19 protein-coding genes are annotated in these 22,071 nt (G+C 70.2%); 14 read left to right on the top strand and 5 right to left on the bottom strand.

Going from position 1 to position 22,071, the window contains the following annotated elements; all coding sequences use genetic code 11:
* The first annotated feature begins 6 nt into the window (after window positions 1–6).
* Window positions 7–3,039 (top strand): ATP-binding cassette domain-containing protein, encoded by a 3,033-nt coding sequence (locus F4558_RS31250; RefSeq protein ID WP_209273277.1) that lies wholly within the window; start codon window positions 7–9, stop codon window positions 3,037–3,039.
* Between the two features lie 7 nt (window positions 3,040–3,046).
* Here F4558_RS31250 and F4558_RS13075 read toward each other — a convergent pair whose 3' ends face one another.
* Window positions 3,047–3,826, bottom strand: a complete 780-nt coding sequence (locus F4558_RS13075; RefSeq protein ID WP_167944292.1) for a MerR family transcriptional regulator — start codon at window positions 3,824–3,826, stop codon at window positions 3,047–3,049.
* 337 nt (window positions 3,827–4,163) lie between these two features.
* On the opposite strand from F4558_RS13075, the gene F4558_RS13070 reads away from it, so the two are divergent.
* The 5 genes from F4558_RS13070 (at window position 4,164) to F4558_RS13050 (ending at window position 9,757) form a co-directional block, all read left to right on the top strand.
* Window positions 4,164–4,526, top strand: a complete 363-nt coding sequence (locus tag F4558_RS13070) for a hypothetical protein (protein WP_167944290.1) — start codon at window positions 4,164–4,166, stop codon at window positions 4,524–4,526.
* A gap of 150 nt (window positions 4,527–4,676) precedes the next feature.
* A complete protein-coding gene (locus tag F4558_RS13065) occupies window positions 4,677–5,051 on the top strand; it encodes a class IIb bacteriocin, lactobin A/cerein 7B family (protein ID WP_167944288.1) in 375 nt (124 codons plus the stop codon).
* Between the two features lie 27 nt (window positions 5,052–5,078).
* Entirely contained in the window at window positions 5,079–6,245 is a 1,167-nt protein-coding gene (locus tag F4558_RS13060; RefSeq protein WP_167944286.1) for a YcaO-like family protein, read from the top strand.
* The gene (locus F4558_RS13055) at window positions 6,238–7,635 is read left to right on the top strand and encodes a TfuA-like protein (protein WP_167944284.1); all 1,398 of its coding nucleotides are present in this window, start codon (window positions 6,238–6,240) and stop codon (window positions 7,633–7,635) included. Before F4558_RS13060 ends, F4558_RS13055 begins: the two co-directional genes overlap by 8 nt.
* 10 nt (window positions 7,636–7,645) lie before the next feature.
* Complete coding sequence (locus F4558_RS13050; protein ID WP_167944282.1) at window positions 7,646–9,757, top strand: B12-binding domain-containing radical SAM protein; 2,112 nt, start codon at window positions 7,646–7,648, stop codon at window positions 9,755–9,757.
* Window positions 9,758–9,845: 88 nt separating this feature from the next.
* Here the strand turns inward: F4558_RS13050 and F4558_RS13045 are convergent, their stop codons facing one another.
* Entirely contained in the window at window positions 9,846–10,643 is a 798-nt protein-coding gene (locus tag F4558_RS13045; RefSeq protein WP_167944280.1) for a helix-turn-helix domain-containing protein, read from the bottom strand.
* Between the two features lie 905 nt (window positions 10,644–11,548).
* Here F4558_RS13045 and F4558_RS13040 point away from each other — a divergent pair.
* The 4 genes from F4558_RS13040 to F4558_RS13025 all read left to right on the top strand — a co-directional run bounded on the left by F4558_RS13040 (window position 11,549) and on the right by F4558_RS13025 (window position 15,327).
* A complete protein-coding gene (locus F4558_RS13040; protein WP_167944278.1) occupies window positions 11,549–12,781 on the top strand; it encodes a low temperature requirement protein A in 1,233 nt (410 codons plus the stop codon).
* Between the two features lie 189 nt (window positions 12,782–12,970).
* Window positions 12,971–13,270: an EthD family reductase gene (locus F4558_RS13035; RefSeq protein ID WP_167944276.1), complete on the top strand. Its 300-nt coding sequence runs from the start codon at window positions 12,971–12,973 to the stop codon at window positions 13,268–13,270.
* 58 nt (window positions 13,271–13,328) lie between these two features.
* A complete protein-coding gene (locus tag F4558_RS13030) occupies window positions 13,329–13,886 on the top strand; it encodes a hypothetical protein (protein WP_167944274.1) in 558 nt (185 codons plus the stop codon).
* 1 nt (window position 13,887) lies between these two features.
* Window positions 13,888–15,327, top strand: coding sequence for a dihydrolipoyl dehydrogenase family protein (locus F4558_RS13025; RefSeq protein WP_167944272.1), 1,440 nt, complete (start codon window positions 13,888–13,890; stop codon window positions 15,325–15,327).
* A gap of 74 nt (window positions 15,328–15,401) precedes the next feature.
* On the opposite strand, the gene F4558_RS13020 is transcribed toward F4558_RS13025, so the two are convergent.
* On the bottom strand, window positions 15,402–16,010 hold the full coding sequence (locus F4558_RS13020; protein WP_053660677.1) for a TetR/AcrR family transcriptional regulator: 609 nt from the start codon (window positions 16,008–16,010) through the stop codon (window positions 15,402–15,404).
* Window positions 16,011–16,234: 224 nt separating this feature from the next.
* On the opposite strand from F4558_RS13020, the gene F4558_RS13015 reads away from it, so the two are divergent.
* On the top strand, window positions 16,235–16,978 hold the full coding sequence (locus F4558_RS13015; RefSeq protein WP_245241314.1) for an alpha/beta hydrolase: 744 nt from the start codon (window positions 16,235–16,237) through the stop codon (window positions 16,976–16,978).
* Window positions 16,979–17,137: 159 nt separating this feature from the next.
* Here F4558_RS13015 and F4558_RS13010 read toward each other — a convergent pair whose 3' ends face one another.
* On the bottom strand, window positions 17,138–17,800 hold the full coding sequence (locus F4558_RS13010) for a response regulator transcription factor (RefSeq protein WP_053660674.1): 663 nt from the start codon (window positions 17,798–17,800) through the stop codon (window positions 17,138–17,140).
* On the bottom strand, window positions 17,797–18,945 hold the full coding sequence (locus F4558_RS13005) for a sensor histidine kinase (RefSeq protein ID WP_167944270.1): 1,149 nt from the start codon (window positions 18,943–18,945) through the stop codon (window positions 17,797–17,799). Before F4558_RS13005 ends, F4558_RS13010 begins: the two co-directional genes overlap by 4 nt.
* A gap of 195 nt (window positions 18,946–19,140) precedes the next feature.
* Between F4558_RS13005 and F4558_RS13000 the strand changes: the two genes are divergently transcribed.
* The 3 genes from F4558_RS13000 (at window position 19,141) to F4558_RS12990 (ending at window position 21,859) form a co-directional block, all read left to right on the top strand.
* The gene (locus tag F4558_RS13000; protein WP_231640228.1) at window positions 19,141–19,653 is read left to right on the top strand and encodes an anthrone oxygenase family protein; all 513 of its coding nucleotides are present in this window, start codon (window positions 19,141–19,143) and stop codon (window positions 19,651–19,653) included.
* Entirely contained in the window at window positions 19,650–20,102 is a 453-nt protein-coding gene (locus F4558_RS12995) for a hypothetical protein (protein ID WP_167944268.1), read from the top strand. The genes F4558_RS13000 and F4558_RS12995 overlap by 4 nt, the downstream gene beginning before the upstream one ends.
* A gap of 293 nt (window positions 20,103–20,395) precedes the next feature.
* The gene (locus F4558_RS12990) at window positions 20,396–21,859 is read left to right on the top strand and encodes an endo-1,4-beta-xylanase (RefSeq protein ID WP_167944266.1); all 1,464 of its coding nucleotides are present in this window, start codon (window positions 20,396–20,398) and stop codon (window positions 21,857–21,859) included.
* The last annotated feature ends 212 nt before the right edge of the window (window positions 21,860–22,071 follow it).

Here is a 22,071-nt window from a genome sequence, read left to right as displayed (position 1 = left end):
ACGCTGATGACCGACGCGGTGGAAGATCCCCCGGCCGGCGGCCTGATCGGCTTCTGCGGCGACGGCGTACGCCAGGTGTGTCGCCTGGACGGCCCGGTGGCGGGATGGTTGGTGACCGGCGGCGAGGCCGACCTGTTCGCGGTGCGCCGGGCCGGGATGAGCCCGTCGCGCCGCCACCATGTGGCCCGGCTGCCCGAGGGTGGCCTGGTGCCGACGTCCACGGCGATCGGCGCGTGGCAGTTGATCCTGGTGCCGCTGCCCGGCACGGAGCTGCGCGGGCTGCCCCGGCGGCACCTGTCCCTGCTGGAGCGACACGTCCGGCTCGATCGTCCGGTGGACGAGGGGCCGCCGTCGCGAGCGCGGACGGCCGCGACGGAGCTTGTCGCAGCGGTGGACCTCGTGCTGGTCACCATCGCGGATGCGTTGCGCCGGGGGCAGGCGCCCCGGGAGGCGTCCACCCTGCGCGGGCGCGAGATCGTGTCGCTGGCGCAGGGCAGCGCCCTCACCTCGACCGGCGGCGCCTGGTGGCTGCGCAGCGCGGGCGGGCAGCTGCGGCGCAACGACGGTGGCCCGGTGGAGATGTCGGGGGAACGGGAGCTGCTGCTGGTCGCCGAGCGGGACTGGGTGGTGGCCGAGTCGCCGTGCGCGGTGGAGAGCCACAGCAGCTGGGACCTGCTGGTCGGTGGTCAACTCCGGACGGCTGTCGACCAGCACGTGGCCCGGCTGCTGCGGATGGTGGAGTCCCGCATCGAGGAGGCCGACGCGGCCCTGCTGAGCGCTGTGGAGCGGCGGCGGCAGATCGACGCCGCTGTGCTCGCCGCGGCGGCCCGCCGGTCGATAGGTGTGATCGGTGCGGGTGGGGCGGTGCCGGTTCCGGATATCGAGACCGGCTTCGACAGGTACGGGCGGGCGGCCGCTGTGGTCCGGGTGGTCACCGAGGGGATGGGCGCGCCGGTGAACGAGCCGGCGGACCGCAGCCGCGCGCCGCTGTCCGACCGCGCTGCGGTGCACGCGGTGTCCCGGGCGTCCAGCCTGTTCCTGCGCGAGGTGCGGCTGCCGGAGCGGTGGTGGCGACGCGACCTGGGGCCGCTAGTCGGGTGGCGGGTCGGCGACGACCCGGAGCGGGCCGTCGCGGTGCCGCTGCTGTTCCGCCGGGGCCGCTACCACCACGTCGACCCGGACACCCGGGCGTACCGCCCTGTCGACGCCACGATGGCCGCGACGTACGCCGCCGAGGCGACCCAGGTGCAGGCGCCGCTGCCGCCCACCGCCCGGATGCGGCACCTGCTGCGGGCCGGGCTCGTCGGTGCGTCCCGCGACGTGCGGGGGCTGCTGTTCGCCGCCGCCTGCGTGGCAGTGTTGGGCCTCGGCGTGCCGTTGGCCACCGGCGAGGTGCTCGGCCAGTTGGCCCGCAAGGGCGAGGTGGACGGCCTGTTCGGGTTCCTCGCCCTGATGCTCAGCGCCGCTGTCGTCGCGGTGCTTGTCGGCGTGGTGCAGAACCTGCGGCTGCTGCGGTTGGACGGACGGTTGCAGTCCGGCGCGCAGTTGGCGATCTGGGACCGGCTCATGCGGCTGCCGGCCCGGTTCTTCACAGGGCGCAGCAGCGGTGAGATCGCCAACTCGATGCTGGGGATCTCGTTCGTCGGTGAGGCGCTGAGCGCGTTGCTGCCGCAGCTCGTCTCGGCCGGCGCGACAGTGCTTGTGGTCCTCGGCATGCTCCTGGTGGTCGAGCCCGTGCTCGGCCTGTGGGGAGCGGGGATCGTCGCGGTCACAATGCTGACCTTCGGTGCGTTCGCCGTGCTGATCGTCCGTCAGCAGCGGTCGGCGCTGCCGGCCGAGCACCGGGCGGCGGCGATGACCAACCAGTTGCTGGGCGGCATCATCAAGATCAAGTTGGCGTCCGCCGAAGCCCGCGCCCACGCCCGCTGGTCGGAGGTGGCCGCCACGGCCCGGGCGGCGCTGCAACGGGTCCGGCAGAGCCAGGCCGGCCTGGTCGCCTTCGCCACGGTGCTGCCGGTCGCCGGTCAGCTGGTCCTGTTCGCCGTGCTGATGGGGCCGCTCGCCGGCCGGGTAGCGCCGGCCGACTTCTTCATCCTCAACGTCGCCTTCGCCATGCTGCTCGGCGCGCTGCTCGTCCTGGTCTCGGGCGGGGTTGAGGTGATCGCTGCGGTGCCCCGGCTGGGCAGCCTGCGGGCGATCCTGCGCGCCGATCCCGAGGCGCGGCCGGACCGGGTGGACCCGGGCGAGCTGCGCGGCGAGGTGGCGCTGCGCCGGCTCACGTTCGCCTACCAGCCGGACGAGCCGCCGGTGCTCGTCGACATCGACCTGCACGTCCGCCCGGGCGAGTTCGTTGCCATCGTCGGACCGAGCGGCTGCGGAAAGTCCACACTGCTGCGGCTGCTGCTCGGCTTCGAACGCCAGCAGCAGGGCGCTGTGCTCTACGACGGCCAGGACCTCTCCGAACTCGACATCCACGCGGTCCGCCGGCAGTGTGGCGTGGTCCTGCAGGACGGCCAGCTCTTCGCCGGCTCGGTACGCGACAACATCTGCGGCGCCGGTAGCTTCCCGCTGGACCTGGTCTGGGAGGCGGCGCGGATGGCCGGCCTCGCCGACGACCTGGAGGCGCTGCCGATGGGGATGAGCACGATGGTGCCGTTCGGCGGTGGGACGCTGTCGGTCGGGCAGCGCCAGCGGGTGCTCATCGCCCGGGCGCTGGCGCCCCGACCCCGGATCATCTTCCTCGACGAGGCCACGAGCGCCCTGGACAACCGTACCCAGGAGGTGGTCACCCGCAGCACCGCCGCCCTGGCCGCGACCCGCTTGGTCATCGCCCACCGGCTGTCCACGGTCCGTGCGGCGGACACCATAGTGGTCCTCGACGCGGGCCGGATCGTTCAGCGGGGCACCTACGACGAGTTGATGGATCAACCCGAAGGGCTGTTCCACAGGTTGGCGCGGCGGCAACTGGTGGAGCAGCCGGAAACCTCCGACGCCGTGCTGGAGAGCCGGCAGCCGGACGGGCAGCCCGCGACGAGCTGACTGACGGTCAGCCGTTGTCGATGACCGAGCCGTCCTCCAGGCACACGTCCGCGTCGAGGTGGTTCTCCAGCAGCTCCGCGACGTGCGCCTCCGCCTGGTTCTCCACGGCGAGCCGGAACGCCTCGGCGAGCACGCTGACCACGCCCTGCGTCAGCAGCAGGGTTTCCCTGTCGAGGTCGGCCCAGGACGACCGGGCGCCGCTGCGTACGAGCTCCGGCGCCAGGGCCAGCAGCCGCGCGGTGACGGCGGCGACCAGCTCGTCGGCCACCGGCCGGAGGCTGTCCAGCACCTCGCTGAGGGTCTGCAACGCCGGCACCGTGCCCACCCGTACCCGGTGCAGGTCCAGGGCGGCGCGCAGCGGGCGTGGCCGTACGGTGCGGACCGTGCCGTCGGTGGTGCGTCCGATCACGCCGTGCCGGGTCAGCGCGTGGGCCAACGCGGGACGGTCGGCGGTCAGGCGTTGCAGCATCGCGGTCAGCCCGTCGGGCGCCTCGTCGCTGGGCCGGACCCCGAGCATCGCCTCGATGGAGACCAGGTTGAAGCCCTGCCGTTGCAGGGCGAGGATCGCGTCCAGCCGGCGGACGTGCGAGTCGTCGTAGAGCGCGGCCCGGCCGTGCCGTACCGGCGGCGGCAGCAACCGCCGCGCCTGGTGCGCGCGGATGTTGCGCGCCGACATCCCGACCTTGCGGGCGAGTTCCTCCACGCTGTACCCGGCCGGGCCGCCGGGCGTCGTCGTCACCTCGTCGATGGTCACGGTCGCCTCCGGGAGCACTCGGTGACGGAACATCCACCTCGTCGAACCGCCGTTGCGGTGAGCGGGTCGACGATCGCAGCGTATGTGCGAGAACCGGGTGGGTGACAGTCGAGGAATTACTACTTGTCGATGGTGACGTGAGTCATTAGAATCCTCGATCCGCCGTACGTCGCTGATTCCCAATTACCCGGCTTTCGCCGCAGCGCGACAGTTTCGCGGCCACATTCGATGAAATTCCCACTCGTTGGGTGGGCCGGATCGACAGGTGGCCCACGATGAAGCGAAATCGGCGGCCCGGAACCTCCCGCGCTGCCTGTCGCCGCCGCTTTGAAAGTCGCCGCCGGCGGCCGACCATCGAAGGGAGCAGGGCATGACACCTGTGGATCGGGCGGTCTTCGTGGCCGCGTACAGCCGGCTCGTCGCCGACGTCTGGGCCGACCCCGTCAAGGAGCAGGCGCTCGACCGGGACCCCCGGGCGTTCCTCGCCAGCTACGGACTCCAACTCCCCGACGACGTGCAGGTGCGGGTGGTCCGGGACGTCGCCGACACCGACCCTGACCTGGAGGTGCAGGTCGAGTCGTGGGAACGCGCGGGCGCCACCGGCACCTTCGTGCTCTTCGTGCCGTCGCTGTTGCCGGTGGCCCAGTCGGAGCTGGCCGAGGACGAGTTGGACAGCGTCGTGGCGGGCCTGGACCCCAGCTGCGCCTGCTGCTGCCCGTGCTGCTGCACCTGACACCGATGTCTGCCGCCTGCGGCCCGGCGCGGCAGATTCTGATGGCAGTCAGATGCAAATCCTTGATTGCCGAAGCTCGATCTTTCTAGCGTTCTCACCACGGCAATTAACCGACCGTCCCACAGCGATCCCCCGAGGAAGGACCGAACGATGAGCAACGACGACCAGGAATATGGCGCGAGGTTCGTGACCAAGTACTCGGAACTCGTCACCGCGGTGTGGCGCAGCGACGAGGAACTGCAACGCCTCCTCGCCGACCCGACCGGCTACGCGACCGCCGCAGGCCTGCCGGTGGCCGCCGGCGCCACTGTCGAGGTCGACCGCGCCCAGCCCGCCACGCTCTACACCAAGGAGCAGATCGTCGAGGACTGGGCCGGCACGCCCGGCCGGCACGTGCTGCACGTACCCGAGGTGCCGCTTGTCGACCTCAACGAGCTGACCGAGGCCGAGCTGGAGTCGGTCGCCGGTGGCGTCGCCCCGGTCGCCGACAACAACGTCAATATCATCGCCGTCCTCATCCTCTGACGTTCCCACCCCCCACCGGGAGCCTCGATGACTGACATGACCGAGACCATCGCGTTCCGATCCGGCACCTACCGGACGGCCACCGTGGAGCAGACCTGGGAACGGGTCGGTGGCATGCTCGACCGGTTCCGGATCACCCGGGTCGCCGACATCACCCGGCTCGACGAGATCGGCCTACCGGTGCACGTCGCCTACCGGCCGGTCGGAGCCACAATGGCGGTGAGCGTCGGCACCGGTGCCACGGCGACGCAGTCCCGGGTCAGCGCGGTGATGGAGAGCATCGAGTCCTGGCATGCCGAGAACCTCCGGCCGGGGACCGTCGTCCGGTCCCCGGCCGAGGCGCTCGACCTGCCGTACGACATCCGGTGGCTGCACCTGGCGGAACGGTCGCCCCTGACCTCCGCCGTCGAACTCGACTGGGTGGCCGGCCGTGGCCTGCTGACCGGCGCGCGGTGCCTGGTGCCCCGCGCCACAATCGAACTCGACTTCACCATCCGGCGTGGCTGGGACCGCGCCCTGTTCACCCCCAGCAGCAACGGACTTGCCACCGGCAACACCTTCGCCGAGGCCAGCCTGCACGCCCTGCTGGAGGTCGTCGAACGGGACTGCATCGCCCCGTACTGCACCTCGCCGCTGGACGAGCGCACCTACGCCGACCCGGGCACCGCCACGAACGCGATGACCCGCACCGTGCACGACGCGCTGGTGCGGGCCGGCTGCTGGGTGGAGGTCTGCGACATCACGAACGCCGTCGGCGTGCCCTGCTACGCCGCCTCGATCTGGTCGCCGGACCTGCCTGTCACATTCGGTGGCTTCGGCTGCCACCTGGACCCGGAGATCGCCGTCGGCCGGGCCATGTCGGAGGCTGCCCAGTCGCGGCTGGTAATGGTCTCCGGCGCCCGGGACGACATCGACGCCACCGCGTACCACGACGTCGGCGCACCCCCGGTGCCGCCGCCCACCGTCGACCGGCCCGTCCGGCCGGTCCGCCGGGACCCCCCGCCGGCCGGCGACGTGACCCAGGTGCTGCGCGAGCTGGCGGCGCGGGTGCAGCGGATCACCGGCGTCGAACCGTTCAGCGTCGACCTGACGCACGACGAGATCGGCATTCCGGTGAGCAAGGTGTTCGCCCCCGGCCTGCGGATGTTCGACGAGCGGGCCCTGAGTACCCGACCAGGAGTGCCCCGTGACTGACGTCGTCTTCATCGGCCCGAGCCTGCCGGCGGACGAGGTCGCCCGGCTGTTGCCCGACGCCGTGGTGCTGCCACCTGTCGCGCACGGCGACCTGCTCCGCCTGGACGTCGGCCCGGGCGACCGTGTCCTCGTCGTCGACGGGTTCTTCCTGCAACACCCGCCGGTACGCCACCGGGAGATCCTCGACCTGCTCGACAGTGGGGTGACAGTGGCCGGCGCGGCCAGCATGGGCGCGCTGCGCGCCGCCGAGCTGTGGCCGTTCGGGATGCGCGGCGTGGGCGAGGTGTTCCAGCTCTACCGCGACGGCGTTGTCACCGGCGACGACGAGGTGGCAGTGGTGCACGGCCCCGCCGAGGAGGGCCACCGCACGTTGAGCGAGCCGCTTGTCAACATCCGGGTGGCGCTGCGCCGCGCTGTCGCCGACGGGGTGCTCAGCGACGCCGAAGCCGCGCTGCTGCTGGACCTCGGCCGGGAATTGCCCTTCCGGCGGCGGTCGTACCGCGCGCTGGAGCGCACCGCGCCACCCGAGGCGGCGCCAGTGGTGGACCGTTTCCTGACCTGGCACCGGCGCGACCCCTCCGACGCCAAGGGCGCCGACGCGCGACTGCTGCTGTCGATGGCGGCGGACAACGCGCCCGAGCTGTGCCCGGCGCACGACGGCGACCAGCCGATCGACAACCTGCACACCCGCTTCATGGACAGCTGGCGATCACGGTTCGCCGGGGCGTCGGTCGGCGGGCAGTGGGTAAGCGACCGGGAAGCCGCGGCGGCGCTGATGCTGCTGCACCCCGAGACGCCGACCTGGCATCGACGCAGCGTGCTGGCCGGCCTGGCCGACGTCGACATCGCCGAGCCGACAGCCGAGGAGCGCGCCCACGAGGTGGCCCGCCAGCGAGGGCTGACCGCAGCGGCCTCCCACGGCTGGGACTGGCTCACCGACCGGGAGCGGGGTCTCGACGATCGCGAGGCGGTGCTGCGGATGCTGGTGCGGGCGTTCGGCACCACGCCGTACCGCAGCCTGGCACTGTGGATGGTCGCGGCGCCGCTGCGTACCCCGGCGCTGCTCGCGGCGGCACGGCACGTCGCCGCGACCGCCGCGTCGCTGAACGAGACAGTCGTTCCGCGTACGACGGGACACCGCCGTCCGGGTGCCCGGCTGCACTTCCGCACCGAGGTCATCGACGCGTGTTTCGCCAGCCTGTGGGGCTGCGACACGGACGGGCTGGAAGCGGCGGCGTGGGACCGGGGCTTCGTCGACCTGTCGGCGTTCCGGTACGCCGCCGAACCGTTCGTGGCGTACGTCAAGGCCTTCGGCGCCCCGCGGCTGCCGGCGGTGGCGCAGCGCGCGCAGGAGGAAAACCTTGCCGGTTCCGCGGCCAGGGTCAGCTGAGGAGGCGTCGATGAGCGGCACGGTGAAGGCGGCACTGATCTACCCCCCGCTTACCGATCCCACCTCGGGATACCACTCCCTGAACTATCTCGACTCGTACGCCCGGGCACAGGGACACCGACCCGCGGAGATCATCGACGCCAACATCGAGGCGTTCCACCACTCCTACACCCCTTCGGCGTACGAGTGGCTGCGGCGGGAACTGTCCCGCCTGTCGACCGACGACCTCAGCGGCCCGGACGCGCTGATGGCCCGGGCGAACCAGCTCGGCCTGCCCGACCCCGACCCGGAGCGGCTGCGCCGGTCGATCGGGGTGCTCCAGGATCCGACCCTGTTCTACGACTACGGGCACTACCAGGACGCCGTCGAGGGCGTGATCTCCTGGATGGACGCGCTCGGCGCCGTCGGGTTCCCGGGGCAGTTCCGCGCCGGCTTCAGGCTGCAACCACCGCCGATGATGTCCATCGGCTCGGTGGCCGCGCTTACCGACGAGGCGCTGCTCGCCCGCCTCAACAGGCCCTTCCAGCCGTACTACGAGGACGTGCTGATCCCCAGGCTCGCCGCCGGGGGAAACCAGGTGATCGGCATCAGCGCCACCTATCAGTGGCAGCTTCCGTTCGCGCTGTGGATCGCCCGACTCGTGCGGGCGGCCTGCCCGGACGTCTTCCTCGTCGCGGGCGGCACGGAGATCTCCGACGTCTGGAAATGCGCAAGCAAACCCGAGTACGTCTTCCAGGTGCTTGCCGACTTCGACGCGATAGTGGTCGGGGAGGGGGAGAGCGCGTACACGGAGGTGCTGGACGCCGTGGCGGCCGGAACCCTGCCGGCCGGGCACCCCAACGTCCGCCTGCACCCGAAGTACGGCCGACAGCGCCAGCTGCCCCTGCGCTACGAGCGCCTGGCGCAGGTGCCGGTCCCGGACTTCTCCGGCCTGCCCTGGGACCTCTACCTCAGCCCGGAGCGGTTCGTCTACTACTCGCCGACCCGGGGCTGCTACTGGAACAAGTGCACGTTCTGCGACTACGGCCTGAACACCGACGGCCCCACCAGCCCGTGGCGGCAGGACACCGTCGAGACGATGATCGCCGACGTCACCGAGCTGTCGAAGTTCGCCAAGTTCATCTACTTCTCGGTGGACGTGCTCGCTCCCGCGACCATCCTGCGCTTCGCCGAGCAGGCCGTCGAGCGGGGGCTGGACTTCCGCTGGGGCGCGGAGATCCGGCTGGAGAAGTACTGGTCGGAGGAGCGCTGCGAGCTGCTGCGGCGCAGCGGTTGCGTGGCCATCTCGGTCGGTTTCGAGTCCGGCAACCAGCGCATCCTCGACCTGATCGACAAGGGCACCAAGCCGGAGCAGGTACGGCGCACCATGACCGCGATGACAAAGGCCAACATCGGTGTGCAGATGATGGGCTTCACCGGCTTTCCCACCGAGACCCGCGAAGAGGCGCTGGACAGCATCACGTTCCTGCGCGACAACCCGGACCTGTGGACCCTCGGCGGCCTCGGTGACTTCATGCTGACCCCCGGTGCCATCGTCGCGAAGGAACCGGAGCGGTTCGGCATCACGAACGTGCGGCCGGTGGAGGGCTCGGACATCGTCCGGATCCTCCAGTACGACGAGCCGGTGACCGAGGCGGCGCAGGACGACGTCGCCAAGGCCAAGGCGGGCCTCAACCCCGGGCACTACCACCGGCCGTGGCTGGGCAGCACCGACACCCCGCACACGTTCTTCTACCACGACCGCTACGGCACAGCGGTGCGCGGCGTGCTCGCCAACGACCGGGTCCGGCACGACGGTGACGACGAGACCGAGTTCCTCGCCAACGGCACCTTCGTCGACCACGACGACGACCAGGTCCGCGAGGCGTACCGGCGGATCCGGTCCGACGAGCAGGACGGCGTCCCCGGCGACCTGCCGGCGGACCGGCACCTGTTCCGCCGGGCCGACGGCCAGGTGTACGCCCTTAACCGCAGCAGCCGGCTGTTCCTGGACCTGTTCACCGCACCGCTCACGCTCGCCGAGGCGCAGCGTCGGCTGTGGATCGTCGAACCGGCGGTCGCCGACCGGGTCTGGCGGACCTTCATCGAGCAGCGGCTGATCCGCAGGCATCTCCTCGTGTAGGGCTCGCGCGGGTCGCCGTCCGTGCGGGGCTCACGCGCCGGCCGGACACCGGGGAACCGGTGGCCGGCCGACGGGATGCCGTGGACGATCAGGCAGCGACCGGGTACCGCTGCGGCACCTGGCCGATCCGGGTCAGGGCTGCCCTGCGTACGTCGAGCAGGGCGAGCAGCACGGGTGGGTCGAGGGAGCGCATCGGCCGCAATGTGAGGTCGGCGTTCTCGATGACCGCCGAGTGCCCGACGTGGAGGGGGCCGACAGTGGCAGTGGCCAGGCCCACGCCGCGCAGCGACACCAACTCACCGGCCTGCTCTGGGCTCTCCCCGACGGAGTGGGCGAGCAGGTACCACGATCCCGGCGGGACCCTGTCGAGCAGGAACTGACCCGGCTCCGCTAGCACGGTGCAGCTCACCGGTCGGGCCTCCGGGATGCGTTCGGGGAACAGGCCGATGAAGGTGAGGCCGGGCCGGTTCGGATCGGCCGGGGTCACTGTGCCGCGGACGACGCCGGTGGCCCGCGTCGGGTCGAGGCCGGTCTCGGGCCGGATCTGCGGTGCGACGCCACGGAGCCTGCGGTAGGTGGTGGGGGAGAGCCCCACGCTTCGGGTGAACCGGGAACTGAAGGTGCCGACGCTTGTGTATCCCACCCGTAGGCTGATATCCGACACGTTGAACGACGTGGAGGTCAGCAGTTCCTTTGCCCGTTCCAGCCGTAGGGCCGACAGGAACCTGCCGGGGGACACGCCTGTCACGCGCTGGAAGATTCGCGAGAAGTGGAACTTGCTGAACATCGCGACGCGAGCCATGTCGTCGATGGTGATTTGTTCACCGAGATTGTCGTGCATGGTGGCGATGACGCGCTCGACGGCTTTTTCCGCAGAGTTACCCATGACCTCTTTACCTCCCCAGCTAAAGGTCGATGTCAGCGGCGTGAGAAAAGGCGAGCCAGTGGCGATTGCAGCCTGTCAATTCCACCGAAGGTCCGGTGGGACTGTCGGATTGCTGGCCCTGTTCCTCTGGGTGGAAAAGCGGCGCACTGCTGGTCCTTGAAGGGCCAAGTGCACAATCTTCCTCCCGTGGTAGCGCCGGGTGACGGAAAATGATGTTAGTTGCGGAGACCCCCGGCGGCAATAGCCTCTCCGGGAGGCCCGTGGACGGGACTCGCCGGGCGGGCGCTCCCGGCCGTCGTCACCCACGTTGAGCTGGGATTATGCCTCCGGGCATGCGAGGTGCGGTAGTTCAAACAGGGCAATTATTCGGAAAGAAGGAATTGGCGATTACCACTATCCGCAGATCTCTACGGAGCGTAACTGATGGCAGTTGTGGCGGCCGGCGGGAGCTTCCGCCGCAGAGGCGTCACCAGGCGACTGACCAGGGGTTTTGCCTAGTTACTGTGCGTGTTGGGAGCGCTCACCGTACGTTAAATCCGAATAGTTCCGCTACCAGCTAACTGCCCGGAATCCTCTGGCCGCATTCGGCGGCCACCTTTTTGGTGGCAGCGTTGTTGCTTCCCAGACAGGTGTGGCAGAATGGGCAAGCCGTCGCTGGGCGAGTTCGACGGAGTGTGAATGTGCGGCGCCTCCGGTATTTGGCGAGGCGCGGCGGCGACCCGCGCCGGTGGCCTGTCTTCGCAGGGCCTGATCCGGACCCTCAGGCGGCCGGTTGATCCTGCGGGGCCGAGGCGGCCGTGGCGTACGCCGAGCGCTTCACCTGCGACGAGGGCGTGCCCCGAAAGCCGACGCAACCCCCTGACAGCCAACTCGTTGGTGCGGCAGGGGGCGGACGGAGGCGGGCGATGGAGGCGGGGCGTTCCGAACTGCTGCGCCCACCTGCGAGCGCGGGCCGTGCGACGTTCCTGGAGCTCTTCTTCGATCTTGCCTTTGTTCTGGCCCTCAGCAGGGTCTCGCAACGATTCGCCGGCCTGAACGACGACACCGGCTGGGCGCTCGCCGCAGGGTTCGGTCGTACCCTGCTGCTGTTCCTGGCGCTCTGGTTGATCTGGTCGCACACCGCCTGGATCACCAGCCGCTATGAGCCAGAGCAGCCGGTCATCCAGGCGGTGGTGGTCGGCACCATGTTCGCCGGCCTGGTCATGGCTGTGGCGCTGCCACGCGCCATGGAGGAGCGGGCGCTGCCGTTCACTGTCGCGTACCTGATGGTGATGGTGGTGCGGCCGCTGGTGGTCGCCGCCGCGCTGCGTGGCCATCCGCGACGGATGGTGCCGCTCCGGCTGGCGGCGTGGTCGACGGCGAGCGCGCCGCTGTGGCTGGCCGGCGCGTTGGGCCCGGAACACCTTCGCACGCCGCTCTGGGCTGCCGCCCTCGCCGTCGACTACCTCGCGTGGGCCCTCGGCTGGCCCGTGCCGCGGCTCGGGGCCTCAGTGGTGGGACGTTGGCGGATCGCCGGTACGCATCTCGCCGACCGCTATCAGCAGATGTTTCTCATCGCGCTCGGTGAATCGATCCTGATCATTGGCGTGGTCTTCAGTGGCACGGACTACTCCGGGGAAAGAGCCGCCGCCTTCACTGTCGCCTTCGCCACCAGCGCGCTGCTCTGGCGGATCTACTTCCACCGCGCCGGTCTGCTGCTGACCGAGGCATTGGACCAGGCGGCCAGGCCCGGTCAACTGGGCGCGGCGTCGGAACGGACGCATTTGGTGATCGTTCTCAGCGTGCTCGTCAGCTCGGTCGGTTACGAGCTGGTCATCGACCATCCGTACGGGCCGCCGCAGGTCAGTTGGCTCCTCTTCGTGGTGGGCGGTCCGATGCTTTTCCTCGTCGCTCGTATGCGGCTGGATTACGAGATCTTCGGCCAGATTTTCCACCCCAAGGTGATCGGCTTCGTGGCTCTGTTGCTGGTGACGCCGGCGTTGGCCCGCTCGGAGCGGATGGTGGGGCTGAGCGTGGTGGCCGGAGTGCTGGCCCTTGTCGCGCTGCTCGACGCCCTGCGGAGCCGGGGACGGCCGGTGGAGCGCCCCGCCTCGCCGATCGGGCGGGAGGCGTCCGAGGGTCCCGTCAGCGAGGCGTGACGGCCCGGCCCCGCGCCGCGACCACCGTGTCCACGCGCTGTCGATGGAAGGCGGCCCGAACGGGCGACTGCCACGGTAGGTAGAACGATCGGTCTTGACGGTGGGGCGCCGCGCCAGTAGCGTACGGCGAGACAGAACGTTCGTTCCGCCGCTGGCGACAGTGCATAGAAAGCATCGAAGGAGAGGGCCATGCCCACCAAGATCACGCTGATCGTTGGCAATCCCGCGAACCCCGCCGAGTTCGAGAAGGTCTACGCCGATGTGCGTCGGGCCGCGGACGCGTTCCCGAAGCTCCAGCGGGTCGAATCGGCAAAGGTGTGGCCGAAGGAGGACGGCACGCCGACCCCTGCGTACCGGACGCTCGACCTCTACTTCGCCTCCTACGACGACGCGTCCGCCGCGGTCGCGACGCCCGCCGCCGGCGCCGTCTTCGGCGGGCTCCAGGGCGCTCAGGTGGAGATCACGGGGCTGTTCTCGGAGATCGAGTAGCCCCGTGCCACGCCACTCCCGTCGACGGCCGTTCGTTAAGTGATCTCGAGAGGATGACATGACCACCCTTGCCCCTTCCGGCGTCTCGACGACGGCGGACGCCCTGCGTCGCCTGTACTTCGGCCGCTTCGCGTTCGCCATCGTCTGGGCCGCCGTGACGTTCCCGCTCGCCAGGGACCTCACCCCGCTCACAGTGGCGCTGCTCGTGATCTACCCGCTGTTCGACGTGGCCGCCGCCGTCGTCGACGCCCGGTCCTCCCGGGCCACCGGAACACCCACCCTGTTGTACGTGAACGTCGCGATCAGCCTGCTCGCCGCCGTCGGCCTGGCCGTCGCGGGCACGTCCGGCATCCCGGCGGCCCTGCGTGTCTGGGGCGCCTGGGCGGTTGTGGCCGGCCTTGTGCAGTTGCTCGTGGCCGTCAGCCGACGCAAGATGGGTGGGCAGTGGCCGATGATCATCAGTGGTGGGATCTCCGTTCTCGCCGGCGGGTCGTTCATCGCCGCCGCCTCCGCGGACAACCCGGTGCTGACCAACGCGGTCGGCTACGCGATCCCCGGCGCCATCTTCTTTCTGATCTCCGCCATCCGCCTCAGCCGCGGTGCGAAGGGAAACTGACATGGACAACGCCACGTACGACGTCATCGTCATCGGCGCGGGGCCGGTCGGCGAGAACGTCGCCGACCGCGTCGTGCAGGGCGGCCTGACTGCCGCCATCGTCGAGCGGGAACTGGTCGGTGGTGAGTGTTCCTACTGGGCGTGCATGCCGACAAAGGCGTTGCTGCGCAGTCAGACCGCGCTCCAGGCGGCACGTCGGCTGCCTGGAGCCCGCGAGGCGGTGACGGGCGACCTGGACGTGGCCGCCGTGCTGCGCCGCCGCGACTCCTTCGCGTCGAACTGGAAGGACGACGGGCAGGTGTCCTGGCTCGACTCCGCGGGGATCGCGCTGTATCGCGGCCACGGACGGATCAGCTCCGACCGGGTCGTCGAGGTGAGCGGCAAGGAAGGTGTCACGATCTCGCTCACCGCTCGACACGCGGTCGTCGTCGCGACCGGAAGCGGCGCCCGGGTGCCGGACGTCCCCGGTCTGACCGAGGCGACGCCGTGGACCAGCCGTGAGGCGGCATCCGCGAGCGAGGTCCCCGGCCGGCTCGCCATCATCGGCGGGGGAGTGGTGGCCACGGAGATGGCTACCGCGTACGCCAGTTTCGGATCCACTGTGACGGTGCTGGTCCGCGACGGTGTGCTGCAACAGGCGGAGCCGTTCGTCGGCGAGCGGGTCACGCAGTCCCTGCGGGAAGCCGGCGTGACGGTACGTCTCGGTGTCGAGGCCACGTCGGTGAGCCGGGACGACGCCGGCACAGTGCACATCACGCTCACCGACGGCGAGCAGGTCGACGCCGACGAGGTCCTTGTTGCTGCCGGCCGTACGCCGAACACCCAGGACATCGGCCTGGACACGATCGGGCTGAAGCCCGGTGCCTGGCTCACCGTCGACGACACGCTGCGGGTCGTCGACGACGCCGGGGCGTTGGTCGGCGACGGCTGGCTGTACGCGGCCGGTGACGTCAACCGGCGCGTGCTGCTGACCCACCAGGGCAAGTACCAGGCCCGCGCGGTGGGCGACGTCATCGTGGCACGCGCCAAGGGCGAAGCGGTCGAGGACGGCCCGTGGGGCCGGCACGTCGCCACCGCCGACCAGCGCGCCGTGCCGCAGGTCGTCTTCACCGATCCGGAGGTCGCTTCCGTGGGGCTGACCGCAGCCGCCGCCGAGGCCGCCAGGCTGCGGGTTCGGGTCGTCGACTACGACCTGGCGGCCGTGGCGGGATCCGCGCTGCACGCCGACGGCTATCAGGGGCACGCCCGGATGGTCGTCGACGAGGACCGCAGCGTCATAGTGGGCTTCACCCTCGTCGGCCCGGACGTCGCGGAGCTGCTGCACGCGGCGACGATCGCCATCGTCGGCGAGGTTCCGCTGGACCGGCTGTGGCACGCCGTGCCCTCGTACCCGACGGTCAGCGAGGTCTGGCTGCGCCTGCTGGAGGCGTACGGCCGCTGACCTGAACCGTACCGATGGCCGGCCGTCCCGAACGGCCGGCCATCGCCGCTCTCGCCCCCGCTGTGGCCTGGAGGCTAGCGGTGTGACTGCGCCGATTGACGCTCGGAGTTGATGTCCAGAAGTCCCTCGACCCCGCGCAGGAACGTCTCCGACACCAACGCGGGGTCGAAGAGGCACCCGGCCGCCATTGCCCCGTCGCGGAGCATGACGAAGTGGCGCGCGGCAGGACCGGCCGTTTCCTCATGGACCTGCGCCATGAGCGCGGTGAGCGTGTCCAGGAACCACTGCCGGTGGCCGATGACCTCCTGGTGCACGGGATGGTTCGGGTCGGGATACTCCGCTGCGGCATTCAGGAACGCGCATCCGCGGAAGCCGGAGGACTGGATGCTCTCAGCGATCGAGCCGGCGATGGCCAGGAGAGCGCCGGCCGGCGACGGGTCGGCCGCGAGAGCCGCCTCGACCCTGCCGCGTTCCATCCCGTGGATCTCGCGCAGGTAGGCGAGGATGAGGTCGTCCTTGCTGGGGAAGTGCCGGTAGAAGGTGGCCCGGGTCACCTTCGCCTCCGCGATGATCCGGTCGACACCGACGGAGTGGATGCCCTCGGCGTAGAAGATCCTGGTCGCGGTGGCCAGGAGCCGGAGCCGCGCCTCGGAGGGCCGGGGTTCGGGTGCGCCGCGAGTCATGCACCCATCTTAGCGATAGAACGTTCGGTCTGAGCCGCTACACGATTGATGATCCACTCCGTTTCTGCGTCCCGCTGACAGCAGCCTTATCCGTGCTGAATATTGGAGGCTACGCCGCACCGGGGCCGGAAATGCGGGCCGGTGCGTGCTGCGGTGAATCGCCCGTCGACCGTCCTCGCCGACCCGTGTTCCCGGGCAGTGGGGCCTCTCGAAAGGACCGCCACATGAGCGTCGCTTCTGATATGTCCGGGCAGGGCAAGCCGACAATTGTTCTGGTCCATGGCGCATTCGCCGAATCGTCGAGTTGGAACGGCGTCATTGCCGACCTCAAGCGCCGGGGTTATCCGGTCCTGGCTGTCGCCAACCCGCTGCGCGGTGTGCAGAACGACGCGGCATACGTGCGCTCTGTGCTGGACACCGTGTCGGGGCCGGTCGTCATGGCCGCCCACTCGTACGGCGGAGTGGTGATGACCGAGGCCGCGGACGGCGTCTCCAAGGTCAAGGCACTGGTGTACGTCGCCAGTGTCAGCCCGGATACCGGCGAGAGCGTCGCCACGCTGGGGGCCAAGTTCGCCGTCAGTAAGCTCTTCGAGGCCATCAAGGGCGTGCCGTTCACCCTTCCCGACGGCAGCACGGGCATGGACCAGTACGTCGATCCGGCCAAGTTCCCCGAGGTCTTCGCCGCCGACGTGGACACCGGGACCGCCGAGGTGATGGCTGTCACGCAGCGACCGGCCTCGGCGGACGCCCAACAGGACGGCGTGACAAAGGCCGCGTGGAAGACCATCCCGTCCTGGACCCTCATCACCAAGCAGGACCAGGCCATCGCGCCGGACCTTCAGCGCTTCGTCGCCGAACGCGCCGGGTCCACTGTGGTCGAGGTCGAGGCGTCGCACGCGGTGGCGGTCTCCCAGCCCGGCGTCGTCGCAGACCTCATCGACACCGCCGCCAGCGCCACGGCGAGCTAGTCGACCGGTCCGGCCATTACGGGAATAGCGCCGGGCCCGTGATCGCCATTTCGCCGACGAATCGGCGGGAGTGCGCCGCTGACGGTGGTCTCCAAGGTCGCCACCGTTGGATTTCGTGTCGGCAATTAACAGCGGCGGACAATGCTGCCCGCCTCCGCGTCAGTTGTCACCCGGGCGGACAAGCCCGCTCTCGTACGCGATGACGACGAGTTGGGCGCGGTCGCGGGCGTTCAGCTTGTGCAGGAGGCGACTCACGTAGGTGCGGGCGGTGTCCGGGCTGAGATGCAGCGCCGCCCCGATCTCGACGTTCGACCGTCCGGTGCCGACCTGGGCGAGGACGTCGCGTTCCCGTCCGGTGAGGCCGGCGAGCCGCGTCGGATCCGCAACGGGGGAGCGGGCCGCCGCGGCGATCACCCGCCGGGTCACCGCCGGCGACAGCAGCGCGTCCCCGCCGGCCACCACGCGGACGGCGTCGCGCAGCGCGTCGGGCGGGGTGTCCTTGAGCAGGAAGCCGGAGGCGCCGGCGCGGATGGCCTCGAAGAGGTACTCGTCGTCGTCGAAGGTGGTGAGCATGACCACCCGGACGTCGGCAAGCGTCGGATCGGTGCGGATGCGCCGGGTGGCCTCGATACCGTCGCCGCCGGGCATCCGAACGTCCATCAGGACTACGTCGGGCCGCTGGTCGCGGGTGACCGCAACGGCGGCCCCGCCGTCCTGCGCCTCACCGACCACTGTGATGTCGGCGGCGCGCTCCAGCAGTGCACGAAGGCCCGTGCGCACCAGGTGCTGGTCGTCGACGAGGACGACACGTACGTCGCTCATGCGGCTGCCCCGGCCAGTGGCAGGCGGACCGAGACCCGGAAGCCGCCCCCGGCGACGTCGGCGGCGTCGAGGATTCCGCCGAGCAGGGCGACCCGCTCCGACATGCCCCGCAGCCCTTCACCGGGCTCGCCTGCCGCGCCGGTGGCGGATCCGCGGCCGTCGTCGACGATCTCCACGGACAGTCGGGCGGGCGTCGCCCGGATCGTCACAGTGACGCGGGTGGCCTGCGCGTGTCGCACCACGTTTGTCAGCGCCTCCTGCACGATCCGGTAGACAGTGCTGCCCACCACCGTGGGCAACGCGTCGACCGGGCCGTCGACGCGCAACTCGACCGGGAGCCCGCCGCGGCGGACGCCGTCGACGAGCGTGCCCAGCTGGGCGAAGCCGGGGGCCGGTGCGCGTGGTCCAGGCTCGCGACGCAGCGTACCCAGCGTCGCACGTAGTTCGGCCATGGCGCTGCCGCTCACCGACTGGATCGCGGCCAGGGCCGTGTCGACCTGCTCGGGCTCGGCGTCGGTGAGCGCCTCCCGCGCCACTGCGGACTGGAGGGTGATCACCGACATCGTGTGTCCGAGGGTGTCGTGCACCTCCCGGGCGATCCGGATCCGCTCCGCCTCGACCTCCCGGGCGGCCTCCCGTCGGCGCTCCTCGGCCGCCGCTGCCGCCTGCCGGGCCAGCGCCGCGCGCAGCGAACGCCGGTTGCGAACGGCGTCGCCGAGCGCGATGACGGCGAGCATCAGCGCCGCCTCGGAGCCCAGGCCGGCACCGATCACGACGGAGGTGTCGTCGCCCTCGACCAGCCGGGCGGCCACCGAAACGGCAAGCAGGCTTCCGCCGACGACGGCCGCCGGGACCACCCGGCCGCGTTCCGCGACCACGTAGAGGATGGCGGCGGCCGGGGCGGCCACGCCTACCGGCGGCAGATCCAGCGCGTAGTAGCCGAGGATGCCGGCGGCCGTCGCCAGCAGCGCGGGAACCGGCCAGCGCCGAGCCACAAGCAGCAGTACGGCCAACCCGACCCCGAAACCGCAGGCGATCACCGCGTGGGCGGCCGACGCGTCATCTGTCACGACCGCCGCCGTGATCAGGCCGAGGATGGCCACGGCCAGCAGCCATTCGGTACGGGTGGGTGGTGTGGCAGGCACGTCTGTGAGCCTAGGTCGGCGCTGGCCCGGGCCGCTGCCGTCCGCAGGCATCATCCCGCGCCCCGGCACGTACGTCGAGAAGCGACGCCAGTTCGCGCGTCTGCGCGGCAGACGACCCAGATGTGGCGACCTAGCGTCGACGGTGACATCACAGACCGTGCCCGCAGAGGGCGGAAACCAGGGAGAAGTGCTGCTGTGTCCCGTATCAAGCTGACGTGGATCGTCCTGATCGTGCTCGTCTGGACGGCGATGATGTCCTTTGGTGGGGTCGCCGCCGAGACCGTGATGCTCTACCCGAACGTCTTCGGCGACGCACCCGCCTCGCTGGACCGGGCCCGTGAGTTCCTGGTCGCGGGCGGCCCGAGTGACTACTTCCCGCCGCTGGGCGCCTCGGTGGTGCTGACCAGCCTCGCCGCGACCGTCCTCACCTGGCGCAACCGCCGGCTGCGCTGGTACGTCGCCGCTGCGGCAGCGGTCTTCATCGTCTGCGAGTTCCTGTTCTCGGTGGTGTTCTTCTGGCCGCGCAACGAGATCATGTTCGTCGACCCGGTCGGCACGCACTCGCCGGAGTACCTGCGCCAGGTCGCCGAGGAGTTCGTCGCCGGGCACTGGGTGCGCGTCGCTGGGGGAGCGGTGACTGCCGCGCTGGCGTTCACCGCGCTGCTGCGCTTCACCAGGGACACCGCACCGGCGCGGGTCGAGCGATGAGCCTCGGACGTCGTACCCTCGGCTTTTCCTGGCCTGCTCTGGTGGCGCTCGCCGCGCTGGCCGCGCCGCGGGTGGTCCTGCACGACCTGCACGTCGTGGAGGAAGGAAGCGTCGCCACAGTGCTGCTGGCGGTCGTACCGTCGATCTGTTGGGTGGCCGCCGTGTTGTGGCGGCGTCCGCCGCGTCCGTTCCTGACCGTTGTGGTCATCGGGGCGATCTATGGTGTCCTTCTCGCCGTCGGCCACCAGGTGCTGTGGAACCAGGCGTTCGACGGAGTCGCGCCGAGCCTCGGGGAGGTCGATCCCCGGGCGCAGGAAGGGATCCTGCGCGTGGCGGCGGTGTTCTCCAGCCTGGTCACCGGCGTGCTCGTCGGAGTGGTGACCGGGGCGGTGGCGGCGGCGCTGAGCCGGCTGCTGCCGCCGCGCTCGCACTCTGTGTGTGAGCGGTAACAGTGACGGTTCGGTGCCGTGGCGTTGATGGTGGGGCTTCGGATGGAGCGCAGCTTCAAGGCATAGGCAAGGGGCGATTCGTTACGTCTTGACGAACAACATGTTATCGCTCACTCTCGATGTCGAGGATGGCGCAGCTGTGGCTCACCGGGCGAGCCCGCTGGCACCTTCGAGCACGGCGTCCCCCAGGGCATGCGGACGTCACGTCACGATCCGGGCTCCGTCTCGGCGCGGGTTCCGCCGCGCCCGGCTCTGGCACACCACCACCGGTTCCGAGAGTGAGAAGGAACGACATGAAACCCCTGAGAACTCTGCTGTCGACGGCGACACTCGCCGTCGCCCTGACCGCGGGCATGGCGGTGGCCATGGCCCCCACCGCCAGCGCCGGGACAACCCTCAAACAGGCCGCCGCCGAGAAGGGCCGCTACTTCGGTGCGGCCGTCGCGACGGGCAAGCTCTCCGACAGCCAGTACGTCGGGATCCTGAACCGCGAGTTCAACAGTGTGGTGGCTGAGAATGAGATGAAGTGGGATGCCACCGAGCCGCAGCAGGGTCGGTTCAGCTATTCCGGTGGTGATCGTCTGGTCAGTCACGCGCAGGCCAATGGCATGAGTGTGCGGGGTCATGCGTTGTTGTGGCACCAGCAGCAGCCGGGTTGGGCGCAGGGCTTGTCGGGCAGCGCGTTGCGTAACGCGGCGATCAACCATGTGACGCAGGTGGCCACCTACTACCGGGGCAAGATCTATGCCTGGGATGTGGTGAATGAGGCGTTCGCCGATGGTGGCAGTGGTGGGCGGCGGGATTCGAATCTGCAGCGCACCGGTAACGACTGGATCGAGGCGGCGTTCCGGGCTGCGCGGGCCGCGGATCCGGGTGCGAAGTTGTGTTACAACGACTACAACACCGATGGGATCAACGCGAAGTCGACGGGTATCTACAACATGGTGCGGGACTTCAAGTCCCGTGGTGTGCCGATCGACTGCGTCGGTTTCCAGTCGCATCTGGGTACGACGTTGGCCGGTGACTACCAGGCCAACCTGCAACGCTTCGCTGACCTGGGCGTTGATGTGCAGATCACCGAGTTGGACGTGATGACCGGCTCCAACCAGGCCAACATCTTCGGCGCGGTCACCCGCGCCTGCCTGGCCGTCACCCGCTGCACCGGCATCACAGTCTGGGGCGTACGGGACAGCGACTCGTGGCGTGGCACTGACAACGCCCTGCTGTTCGACAGGTCGGGCAACAAGAAGGCGGCGTACGACTCCGTCCTCAACGCCCTCAACGCGGGCACCAACCCCACCACACCTCCGCCGGGCTCCCCTGTGGACACCAGCGCCTGGTACGTGCTGGTGAACCGCAACAGTGGCAGGGCGCTGGACGTGTACAACCGTGCCACGAACGACGGCGCGCGGATCACGCAGTGGTCCCGTAACGACGGCGCGTGGCAGCAGTGGCAGTTCGTCGACTCCGGCGGCGGCTACTACCGGCTGAAGTCCCGGCACTCCGGCAAGGTGCTCGACGTCTACAACTTCTCCACCGCCGACGGTGCGGCGATCGTGCAGTGGGGCGACGGCAACGGCACCAACCAGCAGTTCCGGATCGCCGAGTCCAGCGGCGGCTACGTGCGCCTGCTCAACCGCAACAGCGGCAAGGCGATCGAGGTGCAGGGCGCGTCCACCGCCGACGGCGGCAACATCGTGCAGTACGCCGACTGGGGTGGCAACAACCAGCAGTGGCAACTGGTCCGCATCGGGTAGCTCAGGCGCCCGGCCGACCACGCGCGAGGGCTGGGTGGCGATGGTTTACCGTCGCCGCCCAGCCCTCGTGGCGAAGGTGGACAGCAACTCGGCGCCCACCATGCGAGGTCTTGACAGCTATCTATGTGAGCGATAACACTGCGAGCCTGCGGGTGAAACACCTGCGAAATGCCGCCGTAACGGCCGTTGGACGGTGGCTACCTGTGCTCGCG

This window comes from Micromonospora profundi (genome assembly GCF_011927785.1).
In the GTDB taxonomy this organism is placed as follows: domain Bacteria; phylum Actinomycetota; class Actinomycetes; order Mycobacteriales; family Micromonosporaceae; genus Micromonospora; species Micromonospora profundi.
This window is presented reverse-complemented; position numbering and strand designations above follow the sequence as displayed.

What these genes read in the sequence shown, in the direction of transcription:
- F4558_RS31250 (WP_209273277.1), top strand. Translation starts at nt 7, where the DNA reads ATGACCGACGCGGTGGAAGATCCCCCGGCCGGCGGCCTGATCGGCTTC.
- F4558_RS13075 (WP_167944292.1), bottom strand. Translation starts at nt 3,826, where the DNA reads ATGTTCCGTCACCGAGTGCTCCCGGAGGCGACCGTGACCATCGACGAG.
- F4558_RS13070 (WP_167944290.1), top strand. Translation starts at nt 4,164, where the DNA reads ATGACACCTGTGGATCGGGCGGTCTTCGTGGCCGCGTACAGCCGGCTC.
- F4558_RS13065 (WP_167944288.1), top strand. Translation starts at nt 4,677, where the DNA reads ATGAGCAACGACGACCAGGAATATGGCGCGAGGTTCGTGACCAAGTAC.
- F4558_RS13060 (WP_167944286.1), top strand. Translation starts at nt 5,079, where the DNA reads ATGACTGACATGACCGAGACCATCGCGTTCCGATCCGGCACCTACCGG.
- F4558_RS13050 (WP_167944282.1), top strand. Translation starts at nt 7,646, where the DNA reads ATGAGCGGCACGGTGAAGGCGGCACTGATCTACCCCCCGCTTACCGAT.
- F4558_RS13045 (WP_167944280.1), bottom strand. Translation starts at nt 10,643, where the DNA reads ATGGGTAACTCTGCGGAAAAAGCCGTCGAGCGCGTCATCGCCACCATG.
- F4558_RS13040 (WP_167944278.1), top strand. Translation starts at nt 11,549, where the DNA reads ATGGAGGCGGGGCGTTCCGAACTGCTGCGCCCACCTGCGAGCGCGGGC.
- F4558_RS13035 (WP_167944276.1), top strand. Translation starts at nt 12,971, where the DNA reads ATGCCCACCAAGATCACGCTGATCGTTGGCAATCCCGCGAACCCCGCC.
- F4558_RS13030 (WP_167944274.1), top strand. Translation starts at nt 13,329, where the DNA reads ATGACCACCCTTGCCCCTTCCGGCGTCTCGACGACGGCGGACGCCCTG.
- F4558_RS13025 (WP_167944272.1), top strand. Translation starts at nt 13,888, where the DNA reads ATGGACAACGCCACGTACGACGTCATCGTCATCGGCGCGGGGCCGGTC.
- F4558_RS13020 (WP_053660677.1), bottom strand. Translation starts at nt 16,010, where the DNA reads ATGACTCGCGGCGCACCCGAACCCCGGCCCTCCGAGGCGCGGCTCCGG.
- F4558_RS13015 (WP_245241314.1), top strand. Translation starts at nt 16,235, where the DNA reads ATGAGCGTCGCTTCTGATATGTCCGGGCAGGGCAAGCCGACAATTGTT.
- F4558_RS13010 (WP_053660674.1), bottom strand. Translation starts at nt 17,800, where the DNA reads ATGAGCGACGTACGTGTCGTCCTCGTCGACGACCAGCACCTGGTGCGC.
- F4558_RS12995 (WP_167944268.1), top strand. Translation starts at nt 19,650, where the DNA reads ATGAGCCTCGGACGTCGTACCCTCGGCTTTTCCTGGCCTGCTCTGGTG.
- F4558_RS12990 (WP_167944266.1), top strand. Translation starts at nt 20,396, where the DNA reads ATGAAACCCCTGAGAACTCTGCTGTCGACGGCGACACTCGCCGTCGCC.